A 24,309-nucleotide genomic window follows, 5' to 3' on the forward strand; every position below is an offset into this window, starting at 1 on the left:
CGATCACGATCGGGCCCGCGCGGAAACGCCGTACAGCGGTGAGGAGAGAGTCGGTGTCAGCACTCATGAACCAGGTCTTCACCAACGACCGGCATGAGGCGGTGCGGGAGGAGGTCCGGGCTTTCGCCGAGCAGCACGTGCGGCCGCGGGTGGCGCAGATGGAGGACTCCCGCGAGGTCGACCACGAGCTCTCCGCGGCGATCGCCCGGCGCGGCTGGATCGGCGCGACCATCCCGGTCGAGTACGGCGGGATGGAACTCGGGCACCTCGGCAAGACCATCATCATCGAGGAGCTGTCCCGGGTCTCGGCGGCGATGGGCGCCATGGCCCAGGCGTCCCAGCTCGGCGTGGCCAAGATCCTGCACTTCGGCACCGAGGCGCAGCGCCGAAGATGGCTCCCGCCGATCGCCACCGGGAACTGCCTGCCCACCATCGCGGTGACCGAGCCGGAATCCGGCGGGCACGTGCTGGGCATGTCCGGCAACGCGGTGCGCGACGGGGACCACTACATCCTGAACGCCCGCAAGGTGTTCGTCGGCAACTCGCACGTCGGGCACGTCCACGGCGTGGTGGTCCGCACCGGCCCCGGCTCCAAGGGCCTGAGCGCTTTCCTGGTCGAGTACGACCGCCCCGGCGTCCGCCTGGAACCGCTGGACCCGACCATGGGCCTGCACGGCTTCAGCTTCGGCGAGATCGTCATGGAGAACTGCCGAATACCCGTGGAGAACCGACTCGGGCAAGAGGGCGAGGGGCTGGACGTGGCCTACTCGTCCAGCACTCTTTATGGGCGCCCGAACCTCACCGCGGTTGCGCTGGGCATCCACCAGGCGATCGTCGAGGACACGGTGGACTACTGCCGGCAGCGCCGGCTCTACGACGCCCCGATCCACGAGATCTCCTCGATCAAGGTCCGGCTCGGCGACATGCAGTCCCGGCTGATGACCGCGCGCCTGGCCGCGTACCACGCCGTCTACCTACTGGACCAGGGCCTGCCCTGCGATACGGAGCTGATGAACGCCAAGCTGGTCAACGTCGAGTTCGCCATCGACTCCGCGCGCGCGGCGATGGACATCATCGGCGCCCGCGGCCTGCAGACCCGGTACCGGATCGAGCGCTACCTGCGCGACGCCTACCACGTGCTCGCGCCCGCCGGCACGGCCGACATCCAGCGGCTGCGCCTGGCCGAGGCGGCGCTGAACGTCGACCGCGGCCAGTGGTCGGCGCGGTTCTCCAAGGAAGTGCGGGTGCGGGATTCCGGGCTGGTGTGACGGAATCCGGCTCAGGACTGGTGCTCGACCAGAGGCCGCAGATCCCGCATGACCTTGCCCAGGACCTCCGGGCCGGTGCCGAACACCATCTGCTGGTGGTCCGGCTTGGGGTAGTACGTGACGGTGCCCATCGTGGTGGCCGTCATCCACACGCAGACGGTGCTCTCCGCGGCCAGGCCGCCGGACTGGATCGCGCTGGAGACGCAGCCTGCCTGGCCGCCGTGCGGTCCCGCATCGATCATCACGTGGTTCTCGACGAGGTGGTCGCCTGTGCCGTCGGTGGTGTAGAGCGGGGCGACGTCGAAGACCGGCTTCATCTTGTCCGGTACGAAGCCGCTGCCGTTGTAGCCGGCGAAGATGAGGTAGACGTCGTGAGCCGGGTCGTCGTAGACCGCCATGACCTGTGATCCGGTAACCCCGAGCGGCGCGGCGCCCTTGGCGAGTTCGGACTGGATCGTGCCGAGCGTGGCGGCCTGGGGCTGGATCTGGGCGAAGCCGAAGATGGATTTCGGGGCGGACAACACCCATCCGCCGCCGGGAACGGTGCCGGCAGCCGGTGCGGTCCCCGTCGCAGAGGGCTGGGCCGCGGTGCTCTGATTGCTGTTCCCCGCCGCAGTGATGCTCTGGCTCGGTGCGATTGCCGAGCCCGTCGTCCCCGACGAACCGCCGCACCCGGCGAGTGCGACGGCACTTATGCCTATGATCCCGACGAACGGGATAAAATGTATCCGCGTCATGGCCGTCAGACTTGCACAGCGTCTCAGAGAACGGCCCCGAGATTTGCTTAGCGGCCCATGTAGCAGCGCTAATGGACGCATGGATCTGGACCCGCGCCGCCTGCTCCTGCTTCAGGCGATATCGGAGACGGACAGCCTGGCCCAGGCCGCCCGCCGGCTCGGGCACACGCCCTCGGCGGTGTCCCAGCAGCTGGCGAAGCTGGAGCGGGAAGCCGGTCTGGCGTTGGTGGACCGGGGCCCGGGACGGCTGGAACTGACCGAGGCGGGCCGGATCCTGGCCCGCGCCGGGAGCCGGATCGGCGACTCGCTGGCCGACGCCGAGCGCGAGCTGACCACCCTGACCGGCACGGTCGCCGGGCCGGTCACGATGGCCGTCGCGCCGGGCGGGACGGTGCTGGTGGCCGCCGGCGCGGTGTCCGTGCTGGCCGAGCGGCACCCCGAGCTGCGGCCCACGATCATCGAGGTCGAAGAAGCCGAGGGGCTGCGGATGCTGCGCGCCGGGAGCGTGGACATCATGCTCGTCGCGGACGATCGGGACACCGCCTTCCCGCTGCCTCCCGGCTACGTGTCCCGCGTGCTCATCGAGGACGAGTACCGGATCGCCGTCCCGAGCTCCTGGGATGTCCCGGCCAGTCCCGCGGACCTGTCGGGCAGACCCTGGATCACCGCCCTGCCGGGGACGGCCCGCGGCCGATGCTTCCGCCGGCTGGCCGAGCTCCACGGCATCGTGCCCTCGCGGGAGCACCTGGCCTTCACCCCGGGCACCTTGGAGATCATGGCCGCCGCGGGCCTGGGCGCCGTCGTCGCGCCGCGGTTCCACGCCGACTGGCTGCAGAACTGCACCGTGCTTGACCTGCCGGTGCCCGGCTCGCTCATCGCCCGGGCCATCCACCGGGCCACTCCGGGCGCCGAGGCGGTCGCGATCGCCGTCGCCGCGTGCTCGCTCATGCGCGCCGAGGAGCTGGTGGAGACGGGGATCCACAAGCGTGACATCATCATCCGGCGGTTGCACGACCCGGGGATGCCGCCGGCGTCGAGCCGGTGATCCTGCGTCGCGCCGGGAACGCGGCGCCGAACTGGTGACGCAGCGCCGAGGTGTTGACGCAGCGCTGGACGGCCGCGCCTCACCGGCTCTGCGGCAGGCCACCGATCTGCCGCACCACACCCCGCATCGCGAGCGTGTCAGGATGCTGCGGACCCGGCATCCGCTCCTGATCCTGCGGCACCCCCATCAACACCCCCATCAGCACCGCCCCACGCGTGCCGCGGCTGCCCGGTCGCGACCGACAGCCGTCCGATCCGGTCGCGCATCGCCAGCGCCTTGCCGGCATCGTGGTTCGGCAGTGCCGCGTACGCCGGCAGGATCGCCTGGTACTCGGCCAGCGCACCGGCCACGTCGCCGGTCTGCTCCCGGCACTGCGCGGCCTGGTAGCGGAAGCCGAGCGCCTCGTCGCTGCCCGGTCCGTGATCGGCGGCGGCCGTGCGAGCCAGCCGGTCGAACTCGGCCAGCGCCGCGTCGGACCGGCCGTCGAGCATCAGGATCTTGGCGTACTGCTTGCGCAGAGCGCGCACGACGGGACCGTGCGGGTCGTGCTTGCGCTGCGCGAAGGTCAGCGCCGAGCCGAGGATCTGCCCGGCCGGGGCGTAGCTGCCCTCGCCGACCAGCCGCTCCGCCTCGGCCAGCGCCGTCGCGAGGTCGACCTCCGGGCCGCCGCCGCGCTCGGCGGCCGGCACCGCACGAGCCGGCGCCGGAACCGGGCCCGGCGGCGGTGCCATCGGCGAGTGGAACGGCCGGAAGGGGTCGAAGGGAAGGTCGGCGGAGTCGGCCGGTCCCTTCGGCAGCATCGCCGCGAGGCGGCCGTACACCTCGTGCGCCGACGCCGGGCGCGACTGCGGCTGCTTGGCCAACAGCTCCAGAATCAGCTGCTCCAACACCGGCGGGACGTCCGGACGCAGCGTACGGACCGGCGTCGGCGGCTCGGTCGCGTGCTTGGCGAACAGCGCGTAGGGCGTCGGGGCGTTGAAGACCGGATGGCCGGTGAGGACTTCGTGCAGCACGCAGCCCAGCGCGTACAGGTCGCTCGCCGGTCCGGCGATCCCGGAGGACGCCTGCTCCGGCGCCATGTAGCCGGGGCTGCCGAGGGATTCGCCGGTCCGCGTCAGCTTGCTGAGATCCGGGTCGAAGACCGCCGCGATGCCGAGGTCCAGCAGGACCGCGGTCCCGTCGGGACGCAGCATCACGTTGCCCGGCTTCAGATCCCGGTGCACCACCGGGATCGCGTGCACCGCCGCCAGCACGGTCGCGATCTGTGCACCGAGAGCCGCCGCCTGCGGCCACGGCACGTTCTCGCGCTCGGCGACGAAGTCGGCCAGGCTCATGCCGTCGATCCGCTGCATCACCAGGTACAGCTCGCCGCTGTCCGGATCCCCGTCCACCCCGGCGTCGTGGATGGCGACGACGCCCGGATGGTCGATCCGGGCCAGGGCCCGGCACTCCCGCGAGAAGCGCTTGGCCGGCGTCGGCCGGTCCGGCTGACGCGCGGCGTCGGCCGCGATCAGCTTGACCGCGACGTGCCGGTCCAGACGCTCGTCGTAGGCCCGCCACACCTCGCCCATGCCGCCGCGGCCGAGCGGGACGTCCAGACGGTAGCGGCCGGCGATCACCCGGCCCCGGGTCACCGGGCGTCCTCGCCGCCGAGGAAGCCTCGTAGCTCCCTGAGATCGGCCTGGATCTCCGCGGCCATGGCGTGTGCGGCCGCCGCCGGGACCGCCGGGACGACCGGCGCGGGATACGGGGTCGACGGCGCGCTTCCGAACGCGGCAGGCGGCCACGCGGCGCTGCCGTACCCCGGGTGCGGATAGGGATTCGGGTACGGCGCTGCCTCCGGTCGGCGGCGTGCCGGCCCGGGGCCGCAGCCGCGCCAGGCGTACACGGTCGCCGTGATCAGGTAGCTGAGGGCGAACGCTCCGGCCCCGGCTTCCGCGTTCCCGTGCTTGTCGCCGGGAACCAGGTACACCAGGACGCACTCGCCGACCATCCCGGCCACCATGCCCGCGAGCCACCACCACGAGGCCGGAGTGCGCCGCCGCCGCGCGACGTGCACCGCAGGCACCCAGCCCAGCAGCCCGACCGACACGACCGGGATCACCGTCCACAGCACGCGGGCGACGAACGACCCGGCCCGCACGGCCGCTGACGGCGGCGGGTAATAGGCCGAAGGCGGTTGGGGAGCGCTCATAGTGCGCTCAGATTACTGACGTTGGCAGCGCCGAACCACCCGTGTGAACACCCTCGGGGTCAGGGCTGTCCCTCGCCGGCGGAGGGGACCACGGTGCCCTCGGCAAGCGCGTCGGTGACGCCTTGGACCAGCCGCTCACCCGCGTCGGCGGCCTGCCGCAGGACGTCGCTGAACTCCGCGATCCTCCGGAACGTCTCGGCGTAGCCGCGCTGCCGCTCCAGCGGAAGCCGCGGCAGCGGCGCCTTGCGCAGGTCCATGCGGCTGCTGGTGGACGCGTGGCTCACCGCCTGCCGGGCCACGGCGTCGCTGCGCAGATATCCCGCGACGAACCACGGGTCCAACCGCGCCGGGTCGGTCCGGACCACGGCCGTCCCACGCCCCGGGAGCGTGCCGACGGCCGCGTCGCCCTCGCCGACCACCCACGCCCGGCCGAGCGCTCCGCCCAGGACCGGCACCACGATGTCGCCGACCGCGATCTCGGCGTCGCCACCGATGCTCAACGCCCCGGCCCGGGCCAGATCGCCGAGGGTGGTCAGCGGCCAGGTGGCGGCAGGCGCCGCTTCGGTGCCCAGCGGCGGCAGGAGGTCGGTCAGACGGTCCAGCACGTCCTGAGCCGCTGTGCGGTACTCCAGAAGCCTGCCGTAGCCCAGACCGGTGTCGGGACGCGGCACGTGGCGCCCCGGGCTGAGGTCCACGGCGTCGTCGAGCAGATCGATGATCGGCAGTGCGACGCTGAGCCCTGATTCGCCTTCGAACGCCTCGGGATCCCGGTCGAAAGCCCGCCAGGCAGCCAGAATCCGCTCGGCGGCCGACGCGGACGGCACGCGCTCGGAGCGGTCGGCGTCGGTATGGTCGATGAACAGCACCCGGCTCGGTGCGGGATCCGCGAGAGCGGGGCGTTTCAGTACCCAGAGATGCAGCGAAAGCCCATACGGCGCCGCGCTTCCCGCCGGCAGCCCGACGACGGCGCGCAACACCCCGCGCCGCAGCAGCTCCGCCCGCACCCGGCGGCCCGGCCGGCGCGCGGCCACCGCCGGCGGCAGCAGGACCGCGGCGGTGCCGCCGGTCCGGAGCCGGGCCACCGCGTGCTGCACCCATGCCAGTTCGGCCTCGGCGCGCGGCGGCATGCCGAACTCCCAGCGCGGATCGTAGGCGAGCTCGTCATAGCCCCAGTCCCGCTGCGCGGAGGGTGGTTGGCACAGCACCGCGTCGGCTTCGAGGCCGGGGTGGGCGTCGGCGAGCAGCGCGTCGCCGGGGGAGACCTCGACGACGCGGCGGCTGCCGGCCGCCGCGACCGCGAGCCGGGCCGCGGCCAGCGTGGCGAGGGCGGCGTCGTCGGTCTGGCCGACGATCGACTCGGCGCCCGCGCCCGCAGCCTCGGCCGCGAGCAGAAGCGTTCCCGCTCCGCAGCAGGGGTCATAGACGACGGCCTTGTCTGCGCTGTCCCGAGGCATCGCCACGGCGGCCATCAGGGCGGCCAGTGCCGGCGTCGCCGAGCCAGTGTCGCGATCGCGGGCGTAGGCATCCAGGTAGCGACCGAGAAGCTCTTCGAAGATCGCGTCGGCGCCGGTCGTACCGGCGATCTCAGTGGCCTGACCCAGGAGGTCGGGATCGACTCCGGCCGGCTTCTTCCGGCCGGCTGCCAAGGCGGTACCCAGCGTCGCGAGCACCCCGGCCGTCCCGGCCTCGCCGCCGCCGGCGCCGTCGACCGCGCGCCACAGGCGCTCGCCGGCCGGGATCTCGGCCAGCTTGCCCTCGGCCCGCAGCCACCGCTCGACCTCGGCCAGCGAGAACGTCGGGCTGGTGTCGCTCCCGCCGACCGGGGCGGGGAAGCCGGAGTGCCGCCGCCGCCAGTTGCTCACGGCGGCGCGGCCGACGCCGGCGAGGCGGGCGATCTGCGCGGCGGTGACTTCGGTCTGCTCCGTCATGGCCGCAGCCTAACCGGCCGGTGTTCACAAGCGCCAGCCGTCCGTGCCAAGGAACTGTCTGTTGACAGTGTTCACAGCAATATGATTCTCTCGCTCTGCGCACGAACGAAGCCATCGAATCCAGGAGTACACAGATGACGCGTGAACACCTCAGCCCGGCTCGCGGCCCGGTGCGGACCGGCCTCGGCGCGATCGCCCTGGCCGCGGCGCTGGCCATGGCGACTTCGGCGTGCCAGAGCTCTTCGAAGGCCTCGGTGGTGGGCCAGGACTCGACGACGTCGGCCGCCGCCGTCGGCGGGGCCGGGACCACCACCTCAAGCTCGGCGGCCGCGACGTCGAAGTCCTCGGCGCCGGCGGCCGGCGGCGCCTTCAAGATCGGCCAGCAGGTGAAGGTCGGCGCCTATACGGTGACCGTCCACAAGGTGACGTATCCGTACACGAACGACCTGGACCAACCGGACGCCGGCAAGGCCTACGTCCTGCTCGACGTCGAAGTGACGAACAGCAGCGGCGATTCGCAGGCCTTCTCAAGCATGCTCCAGCTCGGCCTGAAGGACTCCACCAACCACACCTACGACGAGACCATCGTCATGGGCGTCGACGGGAACCCTCCGGACGGGAACATCGCGGCCGGCAAGTCGCTGCGCGGCCCGGTCGCCTTCGAGGTCCCGGCCGGTTCCAAGGGCCTGCAGTTCAGCTTCATGCCCGACCTCGGCAGCGACAAGACCTACATAGACCTCGGCGAATAGCCTGCCGGAACGCGACGGCCCCGACTCGGTCTCACCGAGTCGGGGCCGTCAGGCGTTCGGGTCGGGGTGACGGGGCTCAGGCCCCCGCCGGGGAAGGCGCTGTGAACACATCACGGGAGTCGAGCAGGTTGCCGGCGAAGGTCATCGGCGGCACGGAGGACGCGGCGGCCCGCTCCTGCTCGGTGATCGGCACCACGGTTATCACCTGCACCCGGCCCTCGCAGGTGTCGAGCCAGTCGGGCGTGTCCTTCGACAGCGGCCCGGCCAGGAACACCGCGGCGCAGCCCGGGAAGGTCGGGAAGTCGTGCTCGAAGCCGACGATCTGGGCCCAGGTCACCGACCGGCCGGTCTTCCACGGATACACGGCCAGATTCGCCAGCTGCATCGCGATCTGCTGCTCGTCCTCCGGCGTCAGCGCACCCGAGCGCGACAGCCACAACTCGGCCCGGCCGCCCTCCCGACCCTCCGGCGCGGGCATCGGCGCGGTGGCCATCCCGACCGTCACGAACGTGGTCAGACCAGCGGGTTCGGCGGGCCGGTAGATGAAGACGTCGAGCCGGGCGATCGGGCCCGGGCCGTCTTCGAACGTGATCGAGGCGGCCGCGTCCCCGCGGAGTTCCATCAGGGTTCTGTAGACGTCGCGCAGGACCGGAGGTGCAGACATGGAGCGAACCTACACCGGGGTCTGTCTTCGAGCTCTTACTCATAAGTTATCGAGATATTGCAAGAGTCTCACTCTCGTATAACTATGACCCGTATGAAAGTTGCACCTCCCTGTCGGAAGAGCGTCAAGCCAGTCCCGAGGAGATACGCCCATGACGGTCACACGCCGAAGATTCCTCACCACCGCCGCGGCCGGCTCGGCCGCGGCCCTGCTCGCCGGACCGGAGCTGCTGGCCGCGCCGGCGGCGAGCGCGGCGAGCCCGGCCGGCGACGTCGTCGGCAAGATCACCGTGGGCTACCAGGGGTGGTTCGCGTGCGCCGGCGACGGGGCGCCGATCAACGGCTGGTGGCACTGGTCGCAGAACTGGTCGCAGACGCCGTCGCCGTCCAACAACGTCATCAAGGCGTGGCCGGACATGCGCGAGTACACGCACACGTATCAGACCGCGTACTCGAACCTCGGCAACGGCCAGCCCGCGACGCTGTTCTCGTCCTACGACCAGCAGACCGTCGACACCCACTTCCTGTGGATGCAGCAGAACGGCTGCGACACGGCCGCGCTGCAGCGTTTCAACCCGAACAGCTCCGAGGGCCCGACCCGGGACGCGATGGCGACGAAGGTGCGCTCGTCCGCGGAGACCCACGCCCGCAAGTTCTACATCATGTACGACGTCACCGGCTGGACGAACATGCAGTCGGAGATCAAGGCCGACTGGACCACCAAGATGTCGGCGCTCACCGCCTCGTCGGCCTACGCGCGCCAGAGCGGCCAGCCGGTCGTGGGCATCTGGGGTTTCGGCTTCAACGACGCCAACCACCCCTGGGACGCCCCGACCTGTCTGGACGTGATCACCTGGTTCAAGAACCAGGGCTGTTACGTGATGGGCGGCGTGCCCCGCGAGTGGCGCACCGGCACCGGCGGCTCGCGCGCCGGCTACAGCGGCGTCTACCACGCCTTCAACATGCTCTCGCCGTGGATGGTCGGCGCGATCGGCACCGCAGCCGATTCCGACAACGCCTACACCACCTACACGGTGCCGGACCTGGCCGACTGCACCGCCAACAATGTCGACTACCAGCCGTGCGTCCTGCCCGGCGACGTCTCGGGGCGCCAGCGCGTGCACGGCGACTTCATGTGGCGGCAGTTCTACAACATGGCCCGCGCCGGGACGCAGAGCATTTACGTCTCGATGTTCGACGAGTTCGGCGAGGGCAACCAGATCGCCAAGACGGCGGAAAACCAGTCGATGTCGCCGACCGGCTCCGGCCTGCTGGCCCTGGACGAGGACGGCACCGCCTGCTCGTCGGACTACTACCTGCGGCTCACCGCCGACGGCGGCCGGATGCTGAAGGGGCAGATAGCCCTGACCGCCACCCGGCCGACGCAGCCGGTGATCAGTTCCGGCGGCGGCTCGGGGAACCTGGCCCTGGGCAAGGCGACCTCCGCCAGCGGCAACTCGCAGAACTTCGTGCCCGCGAACGCCGTGGACGGCGACCCGAACACCTACTGGGAGAGCGTCAACAACGCGTTCCCGCAGTGGTTCCAGGTCGATCTGGGCTCGGCGGCGTCGGTCGGATCGGTCGTCATGAAGCTGCCGGCGTCGTGGGGCGCGCGCACACAGACCCTGACACTCGCCGGCAGCACCGACGGCTCGACCTTCACCACGCTGGCCGGCCCCGCTGGCTACACCTTCGATCCGTCGACGGGCAACACGGTGACGGTCAACGTCGGCACCGCCTCCGCCCGCTACCTGCGAGCCACCTTCACGGCGAACACCGGCTGGCCGGCCGGGCAGCTCTCGGAGTTCCAGGTCTTCGCGCCCACCGGTGGCGGCGGCGACACCACGCCGCCGACCGCTCCGACCAACCTCACCGTCGCCGGCCACACCTCGACCAGCGTGTCGCTGTCCTGGACCGCGTCCACCGACAACGTCGGGGTCACCGGCTACCAGGTGCGGGTGAACGGCACGACGTCGCTGACCACGACCGCCACGTCGACCACCGTCAACGGGCTGTCCCCGTCCACGACGTACACGTTCACGGTCGTGGCCACGGACGCGGCCGGAAACCTGTCGCAGTCCTCGGCCTCGGTGTCGGCGACGACGGACGCCGCCGCGAACTCGAACCTGGCGCTCGGCAAGGCGACCTCCGAGAGCGGCCACACGCAGAACTACGCGTCGTCGAACACTGTCGACGGCAACGCGAACACGTACTGGGAGAGCGTGGACAACGCCTTCCCGCAGTGGCTGATGGTCGACCTGGGAGCCGTGACGTCGGTGTCCCGGATCGTGCTGAAGCTGCCGCCGGCTACGGCGTGGGGCGCGCGGACACAGACGCTGACGGTCAGCGGCGGGGCGGACAGCAGCGCCTCCTCGACGCTGGTCGGCTCCGCGGGGTATCTCTTCGATCCGGCGACCGGCAACACCGTCACGATCACGTTCGCGGCGAGCAGCGTGCGCTACGTGCGGCTGACGTTCACCGCGAACACCGGGTGGCCGGCTGGGCAGGTGTCGGAGTTCGAGGTCTACGCGAGCTGACGCATCGCACAGCGGCGGGGCGGGGCGGGGAGTGCGTGACTTCCGGCCCGCCGCTCGTGCTTTACCCCCGCTGATCGCGCGGCTTCTACCAGCGGACCTGCATGGCGCTGCGCATCATGGTCGCCTGCGAGAAATCCTGCAGGGCTCGCGTGTTGGCGTCGGCCATCTTCTGCATGATCTGCTTGAGCTCGTCGGGTCGCGGATTGATCAGGCCCCTGATGAGATGGCTTATTTGCCCCTGCCGCAGCATCCAGACCTCGTAGTAGGTGATGTCCAGACGCCCGCCCTGGCCGCCGACGCTGGCAGTCGCCTCCACGCATAACGCCCCCGGCGCCTCGACGAACCGCGACACCGCCTTAAAGGCCGACCCCAAGCCTTGGGCCCAGAAACGCTGAATCCCGCCGATCGTCGCGTCCCTGCTGTAGACCACGCTGCCCGCGTTGGAGAACCTGATGTCCGGGGCGAAGACGCCGGCCAGGCCGTTCGGATCCTGCGCACTGGTGGCGGCCCAGTAGCGCTGGTACACGTCCTGCCCCTGCGTGGGGCCGGTGGGCTGGGGCAGCGGTGACAGCGAACGCGGCGCGATGCTTCCGGTGGCGTGGAAGCGGATCCGGCCGGCGTCGATCACGAACACGTCGTAGCTGAAGACCTGCGCGTAGGCGGTCGACTGCACCGATTCCACGCAGAATGAGTCGCCGAGATCGACGAAGCTCTCGACTCCCGAGGTGGCGATCGGGCCGGCCACGGCGAACAGCTGCTCCAGTGCGCCGCCGATCTGCTCCACACCGGTCAGCACCTGGCCGGTCGCGGTCGAGACCTGCACGGCGTCCGGGTGGAACATGCCCCGGATCGTCGCCACATCCCCGGCGGCCAGCGCCGCACACCACCGATGGTGGAACATCTGCGCAGGACTCAGCTGCATGATCCGATCCCTCCCGACCAGCGCGCACCTATTCCGTCAGGCTCGCACAGCCGGGCCCGGGAGAATGTGGGGATTTTCTACGTGCCCTGTGTAGCGTTGCTAACGGATGGGCTCGTCCAGCGCCAGACCGAGGTGAGCGTGCAGCGCCCGTCGGCCGTCGGGGGTCACGGTGAGCGCGCGCGTCGTGCCCACCCGCTTCGCCCACCCGGCGGCGAGCAGGTGGCTGCACAGGGCACCGCCGACGGCACCGGCCAGATGCGTGCGCCGTTCGGTCCAGTCCAGGCAGGCACGCACCAGCGGACGGCGCGAGGCCGGCACCGCGACTCCGACCTCGGCGAGCCAGGCCGCTCCCGCCTCGGTCAGCCCCGGTTCGGGACCCCAGTCGAGCAGCCCGCGCTCCACCATCGCGTCCTTGACCGCCAGCGCGACCGTCCCGGCCAGATGGTCGTAACACAGGCGCGCGTTGAGCAGCGCCTCCTGCCGGCTGGCGACCGTCAGCGACCGCGGCCGGACCGGCTGCCGCGGCGCCAACTCGGCCAAGCCCTCGATCAGCTCGAAGACGCGCCGGTCGGCCATCCGCAGGTAGCGGTGACGGCCGTGCCGCTCCTCGACCAGGAGCCCGCCGCCGACGAGCAGGTTCAGGTGCGAGGTAGCGGTCGACTGCGTGACGCCGCCGTAGCGCGCGAGCTCGGTCGCGGTCCAGGCGCGGCCGTCCAGCAACGCCAGGCAGAACGCGGCGCGCGTCCCGTCAGCGAGCAGCCGCGCCACCGCCGCCAGGTCCACCCCGACGTCCCGGCCCGCGCGCTGATCGTCCATGCCCCGATTGTCGCCGATGTCGCTGATTACGCTTCGACGGCCGTCAAAGCGTTCTCGACCTACCGTGGCGGCATGATCCTGACCGACAGTCCCACCGCCGCCGACCTCGCGGCGATCTCCGACGCCCTGGACCGCTTCAACGTCGAAGCGACCGGCGTCGGCGACCGCAGACCGCTGGCCGTTCTGCTTCACGATCCCGAGACCGGCGACGTTGTCGGCGGCCTGTCGGGACGCACGTCGCTCGGGCTGTTCTTCGTCGATCTCTTCTTCGTGCCGAAGGCCTTGCGGGGCAACGGCCTCGGAGCCGAGATCCTTCGCCGGGCCGAGGACGAGGCCCGGGCTCGCGGCTGCCGCGCCGCGGTGCTGTACACGATCAGCTTCCAGGCACCCGAGTTCTATCGGAAGCAGGGCTGGACGGTGTTCGGCGAGGTGCCGTGCGATCCGCCGGGAACCAGCCGGGTCTTCATGGCGAAGGAGCTCGGCTGATCTCGTTCCCTCCCCGCACAGGGATGGCCGGCCGCCGCGACGAGCACGACGACCGGCCACCTGCCGTGACTATCGATTCACCGGCTCACGCCGGGTTTCTCACTGGTTCTGCTGGTCGGAGTAGTCCTGCTGCTGCGACCCCTGCTGCTGGCCGGACATCCGCCTGCCGTCGTCCAGCTGCTGATCCTGGTCGGGCTCCATGCCGCGCATGCCGCCCTGACCCTGGTCGAACTGCTGGAAGTTCTGGCTGTTCTGGTCCTGGGCGTCCATACCGCCCTGGCCGAACTGCGGCGCCTGACCGGACATGTCGCCGCTCTGGTAGCCCTGGAAACCGGGCTGGTCCTGGGCGTCGAGGTGCTGCTGGTAGTCGCCGTTCTGCAGCTTCTGCGGGTCGATCCCCATCTGCTGAAGGGTGTCCGCGTGCTGCTGGGGGTCGATCTGACCGCCCATCTGCTGCAGCTGCTGAGCCGCCTGCTGGTGGTCGCCGCCGAGCTGTCCGACGAGGTTCGCGATCTGGTTCGGGTCGTAGTTGGGCATGATCATGCCTCCTTCCCGTCTGGGAGCCGAACGGCCCTTGAGCAGCGAAACACGCTCCGCGCCGGTCCGCACCCGGCGCCGCTGCGGGCCGTCCCCCGAATGGGCCCGCCCCGGGAGGCGGCATTTCCGGCGCTGTTGCTCTATGTGCGGGTGCCGGTGAAGCCTGAGTCCTTGTTGTCTTCGACCCCTGAGACATCGTCGGCCGGCAGCCAATCGCGCCCGGGCCGGTATTCCAGCCACCGACCCCAAGCGGCGGTGTTCATGGTGCGGGACGGGAAGCTCACGTCGGTGAAGGAGTACGCGGACACCGACCACGTCGCCGACGTGCTCTTCCCAGCGGCCTGAGGCCCGGCGGCCGACTACGCGCTCGCGCGCGGGTGCCCGCGATACGTCCCGAACGACCAGCGGTTCCCCTCCGGGTCCCGGGCCCGGAAGTCACGGGAGCCGTAGTCGGTCTCGAACAGCTCCTGCAGGATCTCGGCACCGGCGGCCTCGGCGCGGGCGAACACCTCGTCCGGGTGGTCGGTCACGACGTAGGCGCCGAACGTGCCGGGGGCCAGCGGCCAGGCGTCGCCGTCCGAGGCCTTGGCCGAGCCGAGCATTACGCCGCCGCCCTCGGGCCAGGCCAGCTCGGCGTGGTGGACCTGGTCGCCGTCCTGGTAGACGACGGTCGCCTCGAAGCCGAAGGCCTCGGTGAGGAAGCGGATCAGGGCCGGGGCGTCGTTCGCCCGCAGTGTGGGCCAGACCTGCGGCGGCGGTGCCGTTTCGGCGGCTGCGGTCTGAGTGGCCGTGGTGTGTGTGGCCGTGGTCTGAGTGTCCGTCGTGTGCGTGGTGGTGGATTCGGTGGTCATGGCGGGTCGGCTCCTTCGCGGTGGTCCCCCGGGTCGTCGTTCGCGCCGGTGCCTCCAGGGTCACTCGCCGGGGTGCGCGCCCGATTGGATATTTCGGAACTCCTCGGCCAGCCAGCGGACCGGGGGGCAGCCGGCCAAGGCGTTGAACTCGCGGTCCAGGTGCGCCTGGTCGTAGTAGCCGACGTCCACAGCGAGCTCCGCCAGGCCGAGGCCGCGCGCCGGTCCCGGTCCCGGTCCCCGCTCGGGTTCCGATCCGGGACGGGGGCCGTGTCCAGAGCGTGAGCCACCGAGTCGCCGTCCCGCTTCGGAGCCGCGCCGACTGTCGGCGTCCGGCCACAGGTCGATCGGACCGCTGCGAGCCCGGTCGGTCAGCCGCCGCCGTGCGCGGTCGAACCGGAACACCCGGGCCGCGGCCTTGGGCGTGAGCCCGAACTCGGCGGTGAAGCGTCCGGACAGGCGGCGCGCGCTCCAGCCCAATTCCTCCGCCAGATCCGCGATCGGGAGCGTGCCGCCCGAGCGGCGAAGCAGCTGCCACGCGTGCGTGAGCTCGGCGGGGATGGCGGCATCTGCGCGCTCGGCGTTCTTCGCGGCCACTGCCACCAGCCATTCGTCCACCGCAGCGAACCGCGCCGGCCAATCCTCCGCAGCCCGGAGCCGCTCTTGGGCGTCCACGATGGCGTGCCCCAGCACGTCGTCCGCCGCCACGTCGGTCTCGGCCAACTCCCCGGCCGGCATCCCCAACACCGCGCGGGCAGCCAAGGGACTCAGCGCGATCTGCACGCCGGACTGCTGGCCTTCATGCGCGATGAGCGCGGGAGCCGTATGCAACCCGCCGAGCAGCAACCGGAAGTCACCCGGCGCCTGACCCGGATCAGGATGCGCGAGCACGGTCAGCGGATCATCGATGGTGAGGATGAGGGTCATGAACGGCGACGGCAACCCCCGATGCCGCATCGGCGGAACCCCCGCCTGCCGATACCCCGAATACCAGCCGACCAAAGGACGCACCGCATCCCCGGGCGCCACACGGACCATTTCGTCGACGACACCCGCACCGCTGGAGGCGGTTTCCGGACCCACGCCACCATTCTGACCGCCCGGAACGCGATCGGCACTACGGTCCGCAGACGCCGTGCACGACCCCGTGCACGACCTCAGCCGCCGATGGATCCAGGGCCCTCACGCGTGGTCAGGCTCTTCTCGGTCAGGCTCTTCTCGAACCAGTGGCCCGCATACCGGCTGTCGTTGTACGCCGGGATCTCGCGATAGCCGTACCGCGCGTACATCGCCCGGGCCTCCACCAAGTCGTGCCGCGTGTCCAGACGGATGACGCTCGCCCCCAGCTCCACCGCGGCCTCGTCGGCCGCACCGAGCAGCAGCCGACCGCCGCCGGCGCGGCGGAAGGGCGGCCGGACGTACATCCGGCTCAGCTCCGCCAGATCCGGCGCGAGCATCCGGATCCCGACGCAGCCCGCCGGCTCGTCATCGACGCGCGCCACGAAGAACACCACGAGATCGTCGTTGGGCTCGTCGCGCAGCACCATGTCCACCTCGCCGGGCAGGGACGGCCGTCCCTGGTACCGGCTCACCAACTCGTCGTAGTACGCGTACAGCAGCTCGGCGGCCTCGGGCTGCTCCACAGTCGCCCGCCGTACCGTCCACACCCCGGTCGTCGTCACGACCACCATCATCACGCCGCTGTCATCCGATTAACGGCCCCAGAGCCCAGAGCCCAGAGAACCAGACTCCCCGAGCGCCGATCGGGCCCCGCAATGCGCGGCCGCCGCGTCGTCGGAGAAGATTTCCTTATCCATCGAAAGCCACCAGGAGCTCACCATGCAGCTGACCAAACACGCCCACGCCTGCGTCTCGCTGGTCGGCGACCAGGGCCGGATCGTCATCGACCCGGGGTCGCTCACCCCCGACGCGGGCGCGGCGGTGGCCGCCGCCGAGGCCGTCCTGATCACCCACGAGCACTTCGACCACTTCGACGAGGAGCTGATCGCCGGCGCCCTGGAAGCCTGTCCCGAGCTGCGGGTCTTCGGTCCGGAGAGCGTGGTCGGCCGCTGGACGCAGGCCCGGCGCGGCCAGGTCACCGCGGTCGTGGCCGGCGAGGAGTACACGATCGGCGGCATCGGCGTCGCGGTGTTCGGCGAGCTGCACGCCCAGATCCACCGCGACATACCGCGCGTGGCGAACGTCGGCTACCTCCTCGACGGCCGCCTCTACCACCCCGGCGACGCCTACCACGTCCCGGACGCGCCGGTGGAGACGCTGCTGCTGCCGACCAGCGGACCGTGGACCAAGGTCGGCGAGGCGGCGGACTACGTCCGCGAGGTCGCGCCGAAGCAGGCCTTCCAGATCCACGAACTGATGCTCAGCGATCTCGGCCAGCAGTACTCGGTCCGCATGCTCGGCCAGGGTTCGCTGACCGACGTCCCGCTGTCCATCATCCCGGTCGGCGACACCGTCACCGTGTGATGGAAGCGGAAACCGCGACAACCGCGATCACCACCTGATCCCGGCACGCCGTCGCAGGCGCGTCAGTTGCCTGCGACGGCGTCCAGCTCCGCCGCGAACACCTCCGCCGGGTCGAATCCCATGCCGGCGAAGTGCCCGGCCAACTCCAGCGACAACACCCCGTGCAGCCGCGTCCACATGATGACGGCCCGGTGCAGCCGCGGCGGATCGGCGCTGTGCTCCCCGGCCCACGCGCTGTGCTCGGCCAGGTGCGCCTGCACCGGCGAGGCCGGCATCGCGCCGAGGTCGTCGGCGCCGGCGGCGTCGAGCAGCTCCGCCATCACCTCGTTCGCGAGCCGCGTGGTGTCCTCGGGGGCCTCGTAGCCCGGTACCGGGGTCCCGTAAATCAGTAGATAGCGCTGAGGATCCTCCAGCGCCCAGGCGCGCAGGGCCTGTCCCAGACTCCTGATACCGCCGCCGGACGCGGCGGCCGCGTGGATCGCGTCGGCCATGCTCTGGTACGCGTCCCGGATGAGCGCCGTGATCAGCTCGTCGCGATTGGCGTAGTACCGGTACAGCGCCGGTCCGCTCATCCCCATCTGCTTGGCGATGGCGTTCAGCGACAGCGCGGAGGCGCCGGCGGTCGCGATCTGCTCCCACGCGTGCTGCTTGATCTCCTCCTGCACCTGCGCGCGATAGCGCTGGCGGGGTGTCTCGGTCTCCTTCTGAGCCGTCGCCACGATCTTCTCCCTTCGGGACCGTCCGGTCCGTCCGCGTGCCCAGCAGTTAGAGGCTATCACTAGCGCGATTGACACTCACGCGACGTTGCTGTTATAACTTGTAACGAACGCAAGAGCTTCTAGAGAAAGGGCCGAGGCCATGACCGATCAGACTCTCGTCCAGGTGGTTCTGCCGGGCATCGTGGAGCCGGAGGACCTGCAGGTCCGGCGTACGGCCCGGCCCGAGCCCGGCGCCGGCCAGATCACCATCGCCATGGAGGCGACCGGGGTCTCCTTCGCCGAGCAGCAGATGCGCCGCGGGCGCTACTACGACCAGCCGCCGTTCCCCTTCGTCCCCGGCTACGACGTGGTCGGCCGGGTGTACGCGGTCGGCGCCGGGGTGGACCCGGCGCTGCTCGGCCGGCGGGTCGCGGTGCTGACCAAGGTCGGCGGCTGGGCCAGCCACGTGCTCGCCGACGCCCGGGACGCGGTCGAGGTCCCCGAGGGCCTGACCGCCGAGCAGGCCGAGACCGTGGTGGTCAACGGCATCACCGCCTGGCAGATGCTGCACCGCAGGGCGCACGTCAAGGCCGGCCAGACCGTCCTGGTGCACGGGGCCAGCGGCGGCGTCGGACAGGTTCTGGCCCAGCTCGCGCTCGCCGCCGGGGTCACCGTGATCGGCACCGCCTCGGTCCGGAACCACGACGCCCTGCGGGCCGCCGGGGTCCTCCCGGTCGACCGCACCGCGGACGTGCCCGAGCAGGTCCGCGAACTGGCCCCGGACGGCGTGGACGCGATCTTCGACCACGTCGGCCTGAGCAGCGTCGTCGAGTGCTGGCCGCTGCTCCGGCGCGGCGGCACGCTCGTCTCCTACGGCACCGCCTCGACCCGCGACGACACCGGCTCCAAGCAGCTGCCGGTGCTGAAGATCGTGGCCCGCACCACGCTGTGGACCCTGCTGCCCAACGGCCGCAGCGCCTCCTTCTTCAACATCTGGGCCGGCAAGAAGCTGAACCAGGACCGCTTCCGGGCCCGGCTGCGCGCCGACCTCACCGAGGTCTTCGGGGCTCTGCGGCGCGGCGACATCACCACCTCGATCGCGGCCCAGCTGCCGCTGGCGCAGGCCGGGGAGGCGCTGCGGCTGGCCGAGTCGGGGACCGTCTCCGGAAAGATCGTTCTCACTCCCTGAATCCACCGGTCCGAATCCGAACCAGCACCGATATCAGAATCCGAAGGAGCATCACCATGAACGCCGAGACCAACCTCCCCGAGATCAACCTGCCCGAGATCGCCATCGCCTTCGCCGCCGCCTGGAACGGCAGCGCCGCCGAAGCCCTCGGCGGGCTGTTCACCGCTGACGGCACCTACACCGACCACGCGATCAACGTCACCCTGACCGGCCACGAGCAGATCTCCGGCTGGAAGGCCCGCACCGACAGCATCATCGACGACGCGAACGTCACCGTGACCACGGCCTACCGCGCCGGCGGCCGGGTCACGATCGAGAGCGTCTTCGCCGGGCACATCAAGGGCGCCCCGACTCCGTTCGCCGTCCCGATGGCCTCACTGCTCGAAACCCGCGGGCTGCTGATCACCTCGAACCAGGACTACTACAGCCTGAGCTCGGTCCTCGCGCAGTCCGGCCTGCCCGCCGACTGGACCCCGTCGGAGTCCTGATCAGCGCCCCTTCACGCAGCACGCCGAAGCCTCTCACGGGCCCGGCGTGCTTCGCTGTGTCAGCCTTCTGTGACTCCCGCCGCGGCGGTCAGCCCGAGCAGCGTCCGCCGGAACTCCTGCGCCGCGTGCGGCAGCACCACGTCCGTGCGATGCGCCAACGCGATCGTCCGATGCAGAGCCGGCGGCGCGATCGGCGTCACCCGCAGATTCGGCTCCGCGTTCTGCGCCACCATGCTCGGCACGATCGCCACACCGAGTCCGGCCCGGGCGAACCCGAGCACCGCGTCCATCTCCCCGCCCTCGACCGCGAACACCGGCTCGAAACCCTCTGCCCGGCACGCCGCCACGGTCAGGTCGCGCAGGTCGTAGCCGTGCCGGAACATGATCAGCTGCTCGTGTTCGAGGTCTGCGACGCGCACCTGCCGGCCGTCCCCCGGCGCGGGCACGTTCGGGGCCGAGACCACGACCAGGTCCTCCCGCAGCAACTCCTCCGTGGTCAGCGCCGGAGAAGGGGACGGCAGCGGCAGCACCACCAGCGCCAGGTCCAGGGCGCCCCGAGCCAAGTCCCGGACCAGGTCATGCGACCCGCTCTCCTGGACCAGCAGCTGGATCCCGGGATAGCGCTGGTGATAGGTCCGCAGGACGTCGGGGAGCAGCCCCGTGCACAGCGACGGCGTCGCCCCGAGCCGCACATGCCCGCGCCGCAGCTCGGCCAGCTCCTGCACCTCCCGCCGGGCCGCGTCGGCGTCGGCCAGGATCCGGCGCGCCATCGGCAGCAGGGCCTCGCCGGCGTCGGTCAGCGTGATGTTCCCGCGAGCCCGCAGGAACAGGTCCGCGCCGAGCTCGTGCTCCAGGGCTCTGATCTGCTGGGACAGTGAGGGCTGCGTCACATGCATGGCCTCGGCGGCGCGCGTGAAGTGCCGGGTCTCGGCGACCGCGATGAAGTAACGGAGCTGGTGGAACTGCATGGCGCTTGATCCTTTTCCGGGTTCCCGAGCCCATCATAGGCTGTCTCTATCGTCACCAGCTGCTGCATGTCTTGGACCAATCGAGGACCAGCTCTTAGCGTCGGTGCCATGGTTACCGCAACGTGGACGGACCGGCGTCCGCCTTCCCTGCGCGCGGCTTGGGACAGCTCCGTCGGCAAGAAAGCCGTCATGGCGGTCAGCGGCCTGCTCATGGTGCTCTACCTGCTGGCCCACGCGTTCGGGAACCTCAAGGTCTTCTTCGGGCCCGGGCAGTTCGACGACTACGCGCACTGGCTGCGCACCATGGGCGAGCCCGTCATGCACTACAGCTGGACGCTGTGGGTCATCCGGGTCGTGATGGTGGCGGCCGTGGTCGCCCATGTCGTGTCCGCCTACCAGCTCAGCCGGCGCGACCTGCGGGCCCGGCCGGTGCGCTACGAGCACCGCAAGGCCGGCAGCAGCCACGCGACCCGCACCATGCGCTGGGGCGGGGTCATCCTGCTGCTGTTCCTGATCTGGCACATCCTCGACCTGACCACGGGCACCGTGCACTCGGGGTTCCAGCCGGGCCATCCCTACGCCAACGTCGTCTCCACGTTCAACAACTGGTACGGCGACGTCATCTACATCGTCGCGGTCTGCGCGCTCGGCCTGCACATCCAGCACGGCTTCTGGTCCGCGGCCCAGACGCTGGGCGTGGGCAGCGTGAAGCGCGACCGCCTGATCCGGACCACCGGCAACGTGGTCGCCGTGCTGCTCACGCTCGCCTTCGTGGCGGTGCCGGTGGGCGTGATGAGCGGAGTGGTGAAGTGACCGACCTCGACACTGACCCTGGCACCGAGACCGGCACCATCGACGGCACAGGCACCGGGCCCGGCTTCGACCCGGCCTCCTACACGGTCGGCGACCCGATCGCCGACGCCAAGGCCCCGGCCGGCCCGATCAACGAGCGCTGGGACACCCGCCGCTTCGAGGCCAAGCTGGTCAACCCGGCCAACCGCCGAAAGCGCACGGTCATCGTCGTCGGCACCGGCCTGGCCGGCGGCTCCGCCGGCGCGACGCTGGCCGAGGCCGGGTACCACGTCGTGCAGTTCTGCTTCCAGGACTCGCCGCGGCGCGCGCACTCCATCGCCGCGCAGGGCGGGATCAACGCCGCGAAGAACTACCGCAACGACGGCGACTCCGTGCACCGGCTGTTCTACGACACCGTCAAGGGCGGCGACTTCCGGTCGCGCGAGTCGAACGTGCACCGGCTGGCACAGATCTCGGTGGAGATCATCGACCAGTGCGTCGCGCAGGGCGTCCCGTTCGCCCGCGAGTACGGTGGCCTGCTCGACACGCGTTCGTTCGGCGGCGTGCAGGTCTCCCGGACCTTCTACGCGCGCGGCCAGACCGGGCAGCAGCTGCTGCTCGGCGCGTACCAGGCGATGATGCGGCAGGTCGCCTCCGGCGGCATCGAACTGCACGCGCGCACCGAGATGCTCGACCTGATCGTCGTGGACGGCCGGGCCCGCGGCATCGTCGCGCGCGACCTGCTGACCGGCGAGATCGAGACGTACTTCGCCGACGCGGTGGTCCTGGCCTCCGGCGGCTACGGCAACGTCTACTACCTGTCGACCAACGCCATGAACTCCAACGCGACCGCCATCTGGCGCGCGCACCGCAAGGGTGCCTACTTCGGCAACCCCTGCTTCACGCAGATCCACCCGACGTGTATCCCGCGCACCGGCGACCACCAGTCGAAGCTGACGCTGATGTCTGAGTCGCTGCGAAACGACGGCCGGATCTGGGTGCCGAAGGCCAAGGGCGACGAGCGCTCGCCGGAGAAGATCCCCGAGGACGAGCGCGACTACTACCTGGAGCGCCAGTACCCCTCGTTCGGCAACCTGGTGCCCCGCGACATCGCCTCGCGCGCCGCGAAGAACGTCTGCGACGAGGGGCGCGGCGTCGGCCCCGGCGGGCAGGGCGTTTACCTGGACTTCGCCGACGCGATCAAGCGGCTCGGACGCAAGGCGGTCGAGGAGAAGTACGGGAACCTCTTCGAGATGTACGAGCGGATCACCGACGAGGACCCGTACCGCGTCCCGATGCGCATCTACCCGGCCGTGCACTACACGATGGGCGGCCTGTGGGTCGACTACGACCTGCAGACCACGGTCCCCGGCCTGTTCGCGATCGGCGAGGCCAACTTCTCCGACCACGGCGCCAACCGCCTCGGCGCCTCGGCGCTGATGCAGGGCCTGGCCGACGGCTACTTCGTGCTGCCCGCGACGATCAGCGACTACCTCGCCCGGAACGCCGGCGAGCCGCCGGTGACCGCCGACCACCCGGCGGCGGTCGAGGCGGTGCGTGAGACGCAGGAGCGACTGGCCGCGATCCTGGCCGTCGACGGCGACCGGACCCCGGACTCCTTCCACCGCGAACTCGGCGAGCTGATGTGGGAGCTGTGCGGGATGGCGCGCGACGAGGCCGGCCTGCGCAAGGCGTTGGACCGGATCCCGGCCATCCGCGAGGAGTTCTGGCGCCGGATCAAGGTGCCCGGGACCGGCGAGGAGTTCAACCAGTCGCTGGAGAAGGCCAACCGGCTCGTCGACTACTTCGAGCTCGCCGAGCTGATGTGCCTGGACGCGCTGCACCGCAGCGAGTCCTGCGGCGGCCACTTCCGCGTTGAGTCGCAGACCCCTGACGGGGAGGCCGCGCGCAAGGACGACGAGTTCTCCTACGTCGCGGCGTGGGAGTACACGGGGCTGGGACAGGCTCCGGTGCTGCACAAGGAAGAGCTCGACTTCGACTACGTCCACCCGGCACAACGGAGTTACGCATGAAGCTCACACTGCGCGTCTGGCGGCAGGAGAACGCATCCCGGCCGGGCCGGATGCAGCCGTACGAGGTCGACGGCATCAGCCGCGACATGTCGTTCCTGGAGATGCTCGACGTCCTCAACGAGCAGCTGATCCTGGACGGCGAGGACCCGGTCGCCTTCGACCACGACTGCCGGGAGGGCATCTGCGGCGCCTGCTCGCTGATGATCGACGGCCAGGCGCACGGCCCGGAGAAGAAGACCACCACCTGCCAGCTGCACATGCGCAGCTTCCGCGACGGCGCCACCATCGACGTCGAACCGTGGCGCGCGGCGGCGTTCCCGGTGGTCAAGGACCTGGTCGTGGACCGCTCGGCGATGGACCGGGTGATCCAGGCCGGCGGCTACATCACCGCCCCGACCGGCGCGGCCCCCGAGGCGCACGCCACCCCGATCCCGAAGCCCGCGGCGGACCTCGCCTTCGAGAACGCCGAGTGCATCGGCTGCGGTGCCTGCGTCGCGGCCTGCCCGAACGGCTCGCTGAGCCTGTTCACGGCGGCGAAGGTCAACCACCTCAACACCCTGCCGCAGGGCGCGCCCGAGCGGGAGACCCGCGTCGTCGGGATGCTCGCGCAGATGGACGCCGAGGGGTTCGGCGGCTGCACGCTGACCGGGGAGTGCGCGACCGCGTGCCCGAAGGGGATCCCGCTGGCCTCGATCGCGGCGATGAACAAGGAGTGGTTGCGGGCGCAGCGGAAGGCTTCGCGGTAGGGGGCCCCGGTTTTTAGGCGCGCCTGCTTGATGTGTGGGTGTGGGTGTGGGTGTGGGGTGGCTGGGGTGTGGTGGGTGCGGTTTGGTGGTGGGTTTTAGGAGCTTTTTACGGCTTCGCGCGGGTTTAAGAAGGATCCGCTGGGTGGCGCAGTTCGGTGGTGTGCCGCAGGTTGCGTTGGCG

25 protein-coding genes are annotated in these 24,309 nt (G+C 70.8%); 12 read left to right on the forward strand and 13 right to left on the reverse strand.

The window, feature by feature from the left end:
• Positions 1 to 65 precede the first annotated feature (65 nt).
• A complete protein-coding gene (locus tag ABH935_RS27990; RefSeq protein WP_370380940.1) occupies positions 66 to 1,268 on the forward strand; it encodes an acyl-CoA dehydrogenase family protein in 1,203 nt (400 codons plus the stop codon).
• An 11-nt stretch (positions 1,269 to 1,279) separates the two neighbouring features.
• Here ABH935_RS27990 and ABH935_RS27995 read toward each other — a convergent pair whose 3' ends face one another.
• Positions 1,280 to 1,789: a hypothetical protein gene (locus tag ABH935_RS27995; RefSeq protein WP_370380910.1), complete on the reverse strand. Its 510-nt coding sequence runs from the start codon at positions 1,787 to 1,789 to the stop codon at positions 1,280 to 1,282.
• A 295-nt stretch (positions 1,790 to 2,084) separates the two neighbouring features.
• On the opposite strand from ABH935_RS27995, the gene ABH935_RS28000 reads away from it, so the two are divergent.
• Entirely contained in the window at positions 2,085 to 3,050 is a 966-nt protein-coding gene (locus ABH935_RS28000; RefSeq protein WP_370380911.1) for a LysR family transcriptional regulator, read from the forward strand.
• A 137-nt stretch (positions 3,051 to 3,187) separates the two neighbouring features.
• On the opposite strand, the gene ABH935_RS28005 is transcribed toward ABH935_RS28000, so the two are convergent.
• Genes ABH935_RS28005 through ABH935_RS28015 form a run of 3 tightly spaced genes read right to left on the reverse strand, consistent with a single transcriptional unit; the run spans position 3,188 to position 7,172 of the window.
• Positions 3,188 to 4,684: a protein kinase gene (locus ABH935_RS28005; RefSeq protein ID WP_370380912.1), complete on the reverse strand. Its 1,497-nt coding sequence runs from the start codon at positions 4,682 to 4,684 to the stop codon at positions 3,188 to 3,190.
• Complete coding sequence (locus ABH935_RS28010; RefSeq protein WP_370380913.1) at positions 4,681 to 5,244, reverse strand: hypothetical protein; 564 nt, start codon at positions 5,242 to 5,244, stop codon at positions 4,681 to 4,683. The genes ABH935_RS28005 and ABH935_RS28010 overlap by 4 nt, the downstream gene beginning before the upstream one ends.
• 59 nt (positions 5,245 to 5,303) lie before the next feature.
• Positions 5,304 to 7,172 carry an N-6 DNA methylase gene (locus ABH935_RS28015; protein ID WP_370380914.1) on the reverse strand — a complete coding sequence of 623 codons (1,869 nt, stop codon included), beginning with the start codon at positions 7,170 to 7,172 and terminating at the stop codon, positions 5,304 to 5,306.
• A gap of 134 nt (positions 7,173 to 7,306) precedes the next feature.
• Here ABH935_RS28015 and ABH935_RS28020 point away from each other — a divergent pair, with 134 nt between their 5' ends.
• Positions 7,307 to 7,921, forward strand: a complete 615-nt coding sequence (locus tag ABH935_RS28020; RefSeq protein ID WP_370380915.1) for a DUF4352 domain-containing protein — start codon at positions 7,307 to 7,309, stop codon at positions 7,919 to 7,921.
• Positions 7,922 to 7,997: 76 nt separating this feature from the next.
• Here ABH935_RS28020 and ABH935_RS28025 read toward each other — a convergent pair whose 3' ends face one another.
• On the reverse strand, positions 7,998 to 8,585 hold the full coding sequence (locus ABH935_RS28025; protein ID WP_370380916.1) for a suppressor of fused domain protein: 588 nt from the start codon (positions 8,583 to 8,585) through the stop codon (positions 7,998 to 8,000).
• Positions 8,586 to 8,736: 151 nt separating this feature from the next.
• Between ABH935_RS28025 and ABH935_RS28030 the strand changes: the two genes are divergently transcribed.
• Complete coding sequence (locus ABH935_RS28030; protein WP_370380917.1) at positions 8,737 to 11,121, forward strand: discoidin domain-containing protein; 2,385 nt, start codon at positions 8,737 to 8,739, stop codon at positions 11,119 to 11,121.
• A gap of 85 nt (positions 11,122 to 11,206) precedes the next feature.
• Here the strand turns inward: ABH935_RS28030 and ABH935_RS28035 are convergent, their stop codons facing one another.
• Both ABH935_RS28035 and ABH935_RS28040 read right to left on the reverse strand, forming a co-directional pair.
• Entirely contained in the window at positions 11,207 to 12,043 is an 837-nt protein-coding gene (locus ABH935_RS28035) for a nuclear transport factor 2 family protein (RefSeq protein ID WP_370380918.1), read from the reverse strand.
• 99 nt (positions 12,044 to 12,142) lie between these two features.
• Positions 12,143 to 12,859, reverse strand: a complete 717-nt coding sequence (locus tag ABH935_RS28040; RefSeq protein ID WP_370380919.1) for an ArsR/SmtB family transcription factor — start codon at positions 12,857 to 12,859, stop codon at positions 12,143 to 12,145.
• A 72-nt stretch (positions 12,860 to 12,931) separates the two neighbouring features.
• Between ABH935_RS28040 and ABH935_RS28045 the strand changes: the two genes are divergently transcribed.
• Positions 12,932 to 13,345 carry a GNAT family N-acetyltransferase gene (locus ABH935_RS28045; RefSeq protein WP_370380920.1) on the forward strand — a complete coding sequence of 138 codons (414 nt, stop codon included), beginning with the start codon at positions 12,932 to 12,934 and terminating at the stop codon, positions 13,343 to 13,345.
• Positions 13,346 to 13,444: 99 nt separating this feature from the next.
• Here ABH935_RS28045 and ABH935_RS28050 read toward each other — a convergent pair whose 3' ends face one another.
• Positions 13,445 to 13,882 carry a hypothetical protein gene (locus ABH935_RS28050; RefSeq protein WP_370380921.1) on the reverse strand — a complete coding sequence of 146 codons (438 nt, stop codon included), beginning with the start codon at positions 13,880 to 13,882 and terminating at the stop codon, positions 13,445 to 13,447.
• A gap of 99 nt (positions 13,883 to 13,981) precedes the next feature.
• Between ABH935_RS28050 and ABH935_RS28055 the strand changes: the two genes are divergently transcribed.
• Positions 13,982 to 14,227, forward strand: a complete 246-nt coding sequence (locus ABH935_RS28055) for a hypothetical protein (protein ID WP_370380922.1) — start codon at positions 13,982 to 13,984, stop codon at positions 14,225 to 14,227.
• A gap of 14 nt (positions 14,228 to 14,241) precedes the next feature.
• On the opposite strand, the gene ABH935_RS28060 is transcribed toward ABH935_RS28055, so the two are convergent.
• The 3 genes from ABH935_RS28060 to ABH935_RS28070 all read right to left on the reverse strand — a co-directional run bounded on the left by ABH935_RS28060 (position 14,242) and on the right by ABH935_RS28070 (position 16,421).
• Positions 14,242 to 14,733 carry a VOC family protein gene (locus ABH935_RS28060; protein WP_370380923.1) on the reverse strand — a complete coding sequence of 164 codons (492 nt, stop codon included), beginning with the start codon at positions 14,731 to 14,733 and terminating at the stop codon, positions 14,242 to 14,244.
• 60 nt (positions 14,734 to 14,793) lie between these two features.
• Positions 14,794 to 15,813, reverse strand: coding sequence for a helix-turn-helix domain-containing protein (locus ABH935_RS28065; protein WP_370380924.1), 1,020 nt, complete (start codon positions 15,811 to 15,813; stop codon positions 14,794 to 14,796).
• A gap of 74 nt (positions 15,814 to 15,887) precedes the next feature.
• Positions 15,888 to 16,421, reverse strand: a complete 534-nt coding sequence (locus tag ABH935_RS28070) for a GNAT family N-acetyltransferase (protein ID WP_370380941.1) — start codon at positions 16,419 to 16,421, stop codon at positions 15,888 to 15,890.
• A gap of 148 nt (positions 16,422 to 16,569) precedes the next feature.
• Here ABH935_RS28070 and ABH935_RS28075 point away from each other — a divergent pair, with 148 nt between their 5' ends.
• Positions 16,570 to 17,214, forward strand: a complete 645-nt coding sequence (locus ABH935_RS28075) for an MBL fold metallo-hydrolase (RefSeq protein ID WP_370380925.1) — start codon at positions 16,570 to 16,572, stop codon at positions 17,212 to 17,214.
• Between the two features lie 62 nt (positions 17,215 to 17,276).
• Here the strand turns inward: ABH935_RS28075 and ABH935_RS28080 are convergent, their stop codons facing one another.
• Entirely contained in the window at positions 17,277 to 17,933 is a 657-nt protein-coding gene (locus tag ABH935_RS28080; RefSeq protein WP_370380926.1) for a TetR/AcrR family transcriptional regulator, read from the reverse strand.
• A 139-nt stretch (positions 17,934 to 18,072) separates the two neighbouring features.
• Between ABH935_RS28080 and ABH935_RS28085 the strand changes: the two genes are divergently transcribed.
• Both ABH935_RS28085 and ABH935_RS28090 read left to right on the forward strand, forming a co-directional pair.
• Positions 18,073 to 19,101, forward strand: a complete 1,029-nt coding sequence (locus ABH935_RS28085) for a medium chain dehydrogenase/reductase family protein (protein WP_370380927.1) — start codon at positions 18,073 to 18,075, stop codon at positions 19,099 to 19,101.
• Positions 19,102 to 19,157: 56 nt separating this feature from the next.
• On the forward strand, positions 19,158 to 19,589 hold the full coding sequence (locus tag ABH935_RS28090) for a nuclear transport factor 2 family protein (protein WP_370380928.1): 432 nt from the start codon (positions 19,158 to 19,160) through the stop codon (positions 19,587 to 19,589).
• Positions 19,590 to 19,648: 59 nt separating this feature from the next.
• On the opposite strand, the gene ABH935_RS28095 is transcribed toward ABH935_RS28090, so the two are convergent.
• Entirely contained in the window at positions 19,649 to 20,557 is a 909-nt protein-coding gene (locus ABH935_RS28095) for a LysR family transcriptional regulator (RefSeq protein WP_370380929.1), read from the reverse strand.
• Between the two features lie 108 nt (positions 20,558 to 20,665).
• Here ABH935_RS28095 and ABH935_RS28100 point away from each other — a divergent pair, with 108 nt between their 5' ends.
• From ABH935_RS28100 to ABH935_RS28110, 3 genes are read left to right on the forward strand one after another with little or no spacing between them, the layout of a single operon-like run.
• Positions 20,666 to 21,370, forward strand: a complete 705-nt coding sequence (locus tag ABH935_RS28100) for a succinate dehydrogenase (protein WP_370380930.1) — start codon at positions 20,666 to 20,668, stop codon at positions 21,368 to 21,370.
• A 38-nt stretch (positions 21,371 to 21,408) separates the two neighbouring features.
• Positions 21,409 to 23,382 (forward strand): fumarate reductase/succinate dehydrogenase flavoprotein subunit, encoded by a 1,974-nt coding sequence (locus ABH935_RS28105; protein WP_370380942.1) that lies wholly within the window; start codon positions 21,409 to 21,411, stop codon positions 23,380 to 23,382.
• The gene (locus ABH935_RS28110) at positions 23,379 to 24,128 is read left to right on the forward strand and encodes a succinate dehydrogenase/fumarate reductase iron-sulfur subunit (RefSeq protein ID WP_370380931.1); all 750 of its coding nucleotides are present in this window, start codon (positions 23,379 to 23,381) and stop codon (positions 24,126 to 24,128) included. The genes ABH935_RS28105 and ABH935_RS28110 overlap by 4 nt, the downstream gene beginning before the upstream one ends.
• Positions 24,129 to 24,309: the final 181 nt, after the last annotated feature.

The organism is Catenulispora sp. GAS73 (assembly GCF_041262085.1).
Taxonomy (GTDB): Bacteria; Actinomycetota; Actinomycetes; order Streptomycetales; family Catenulisporaceae; genus Catenulispora.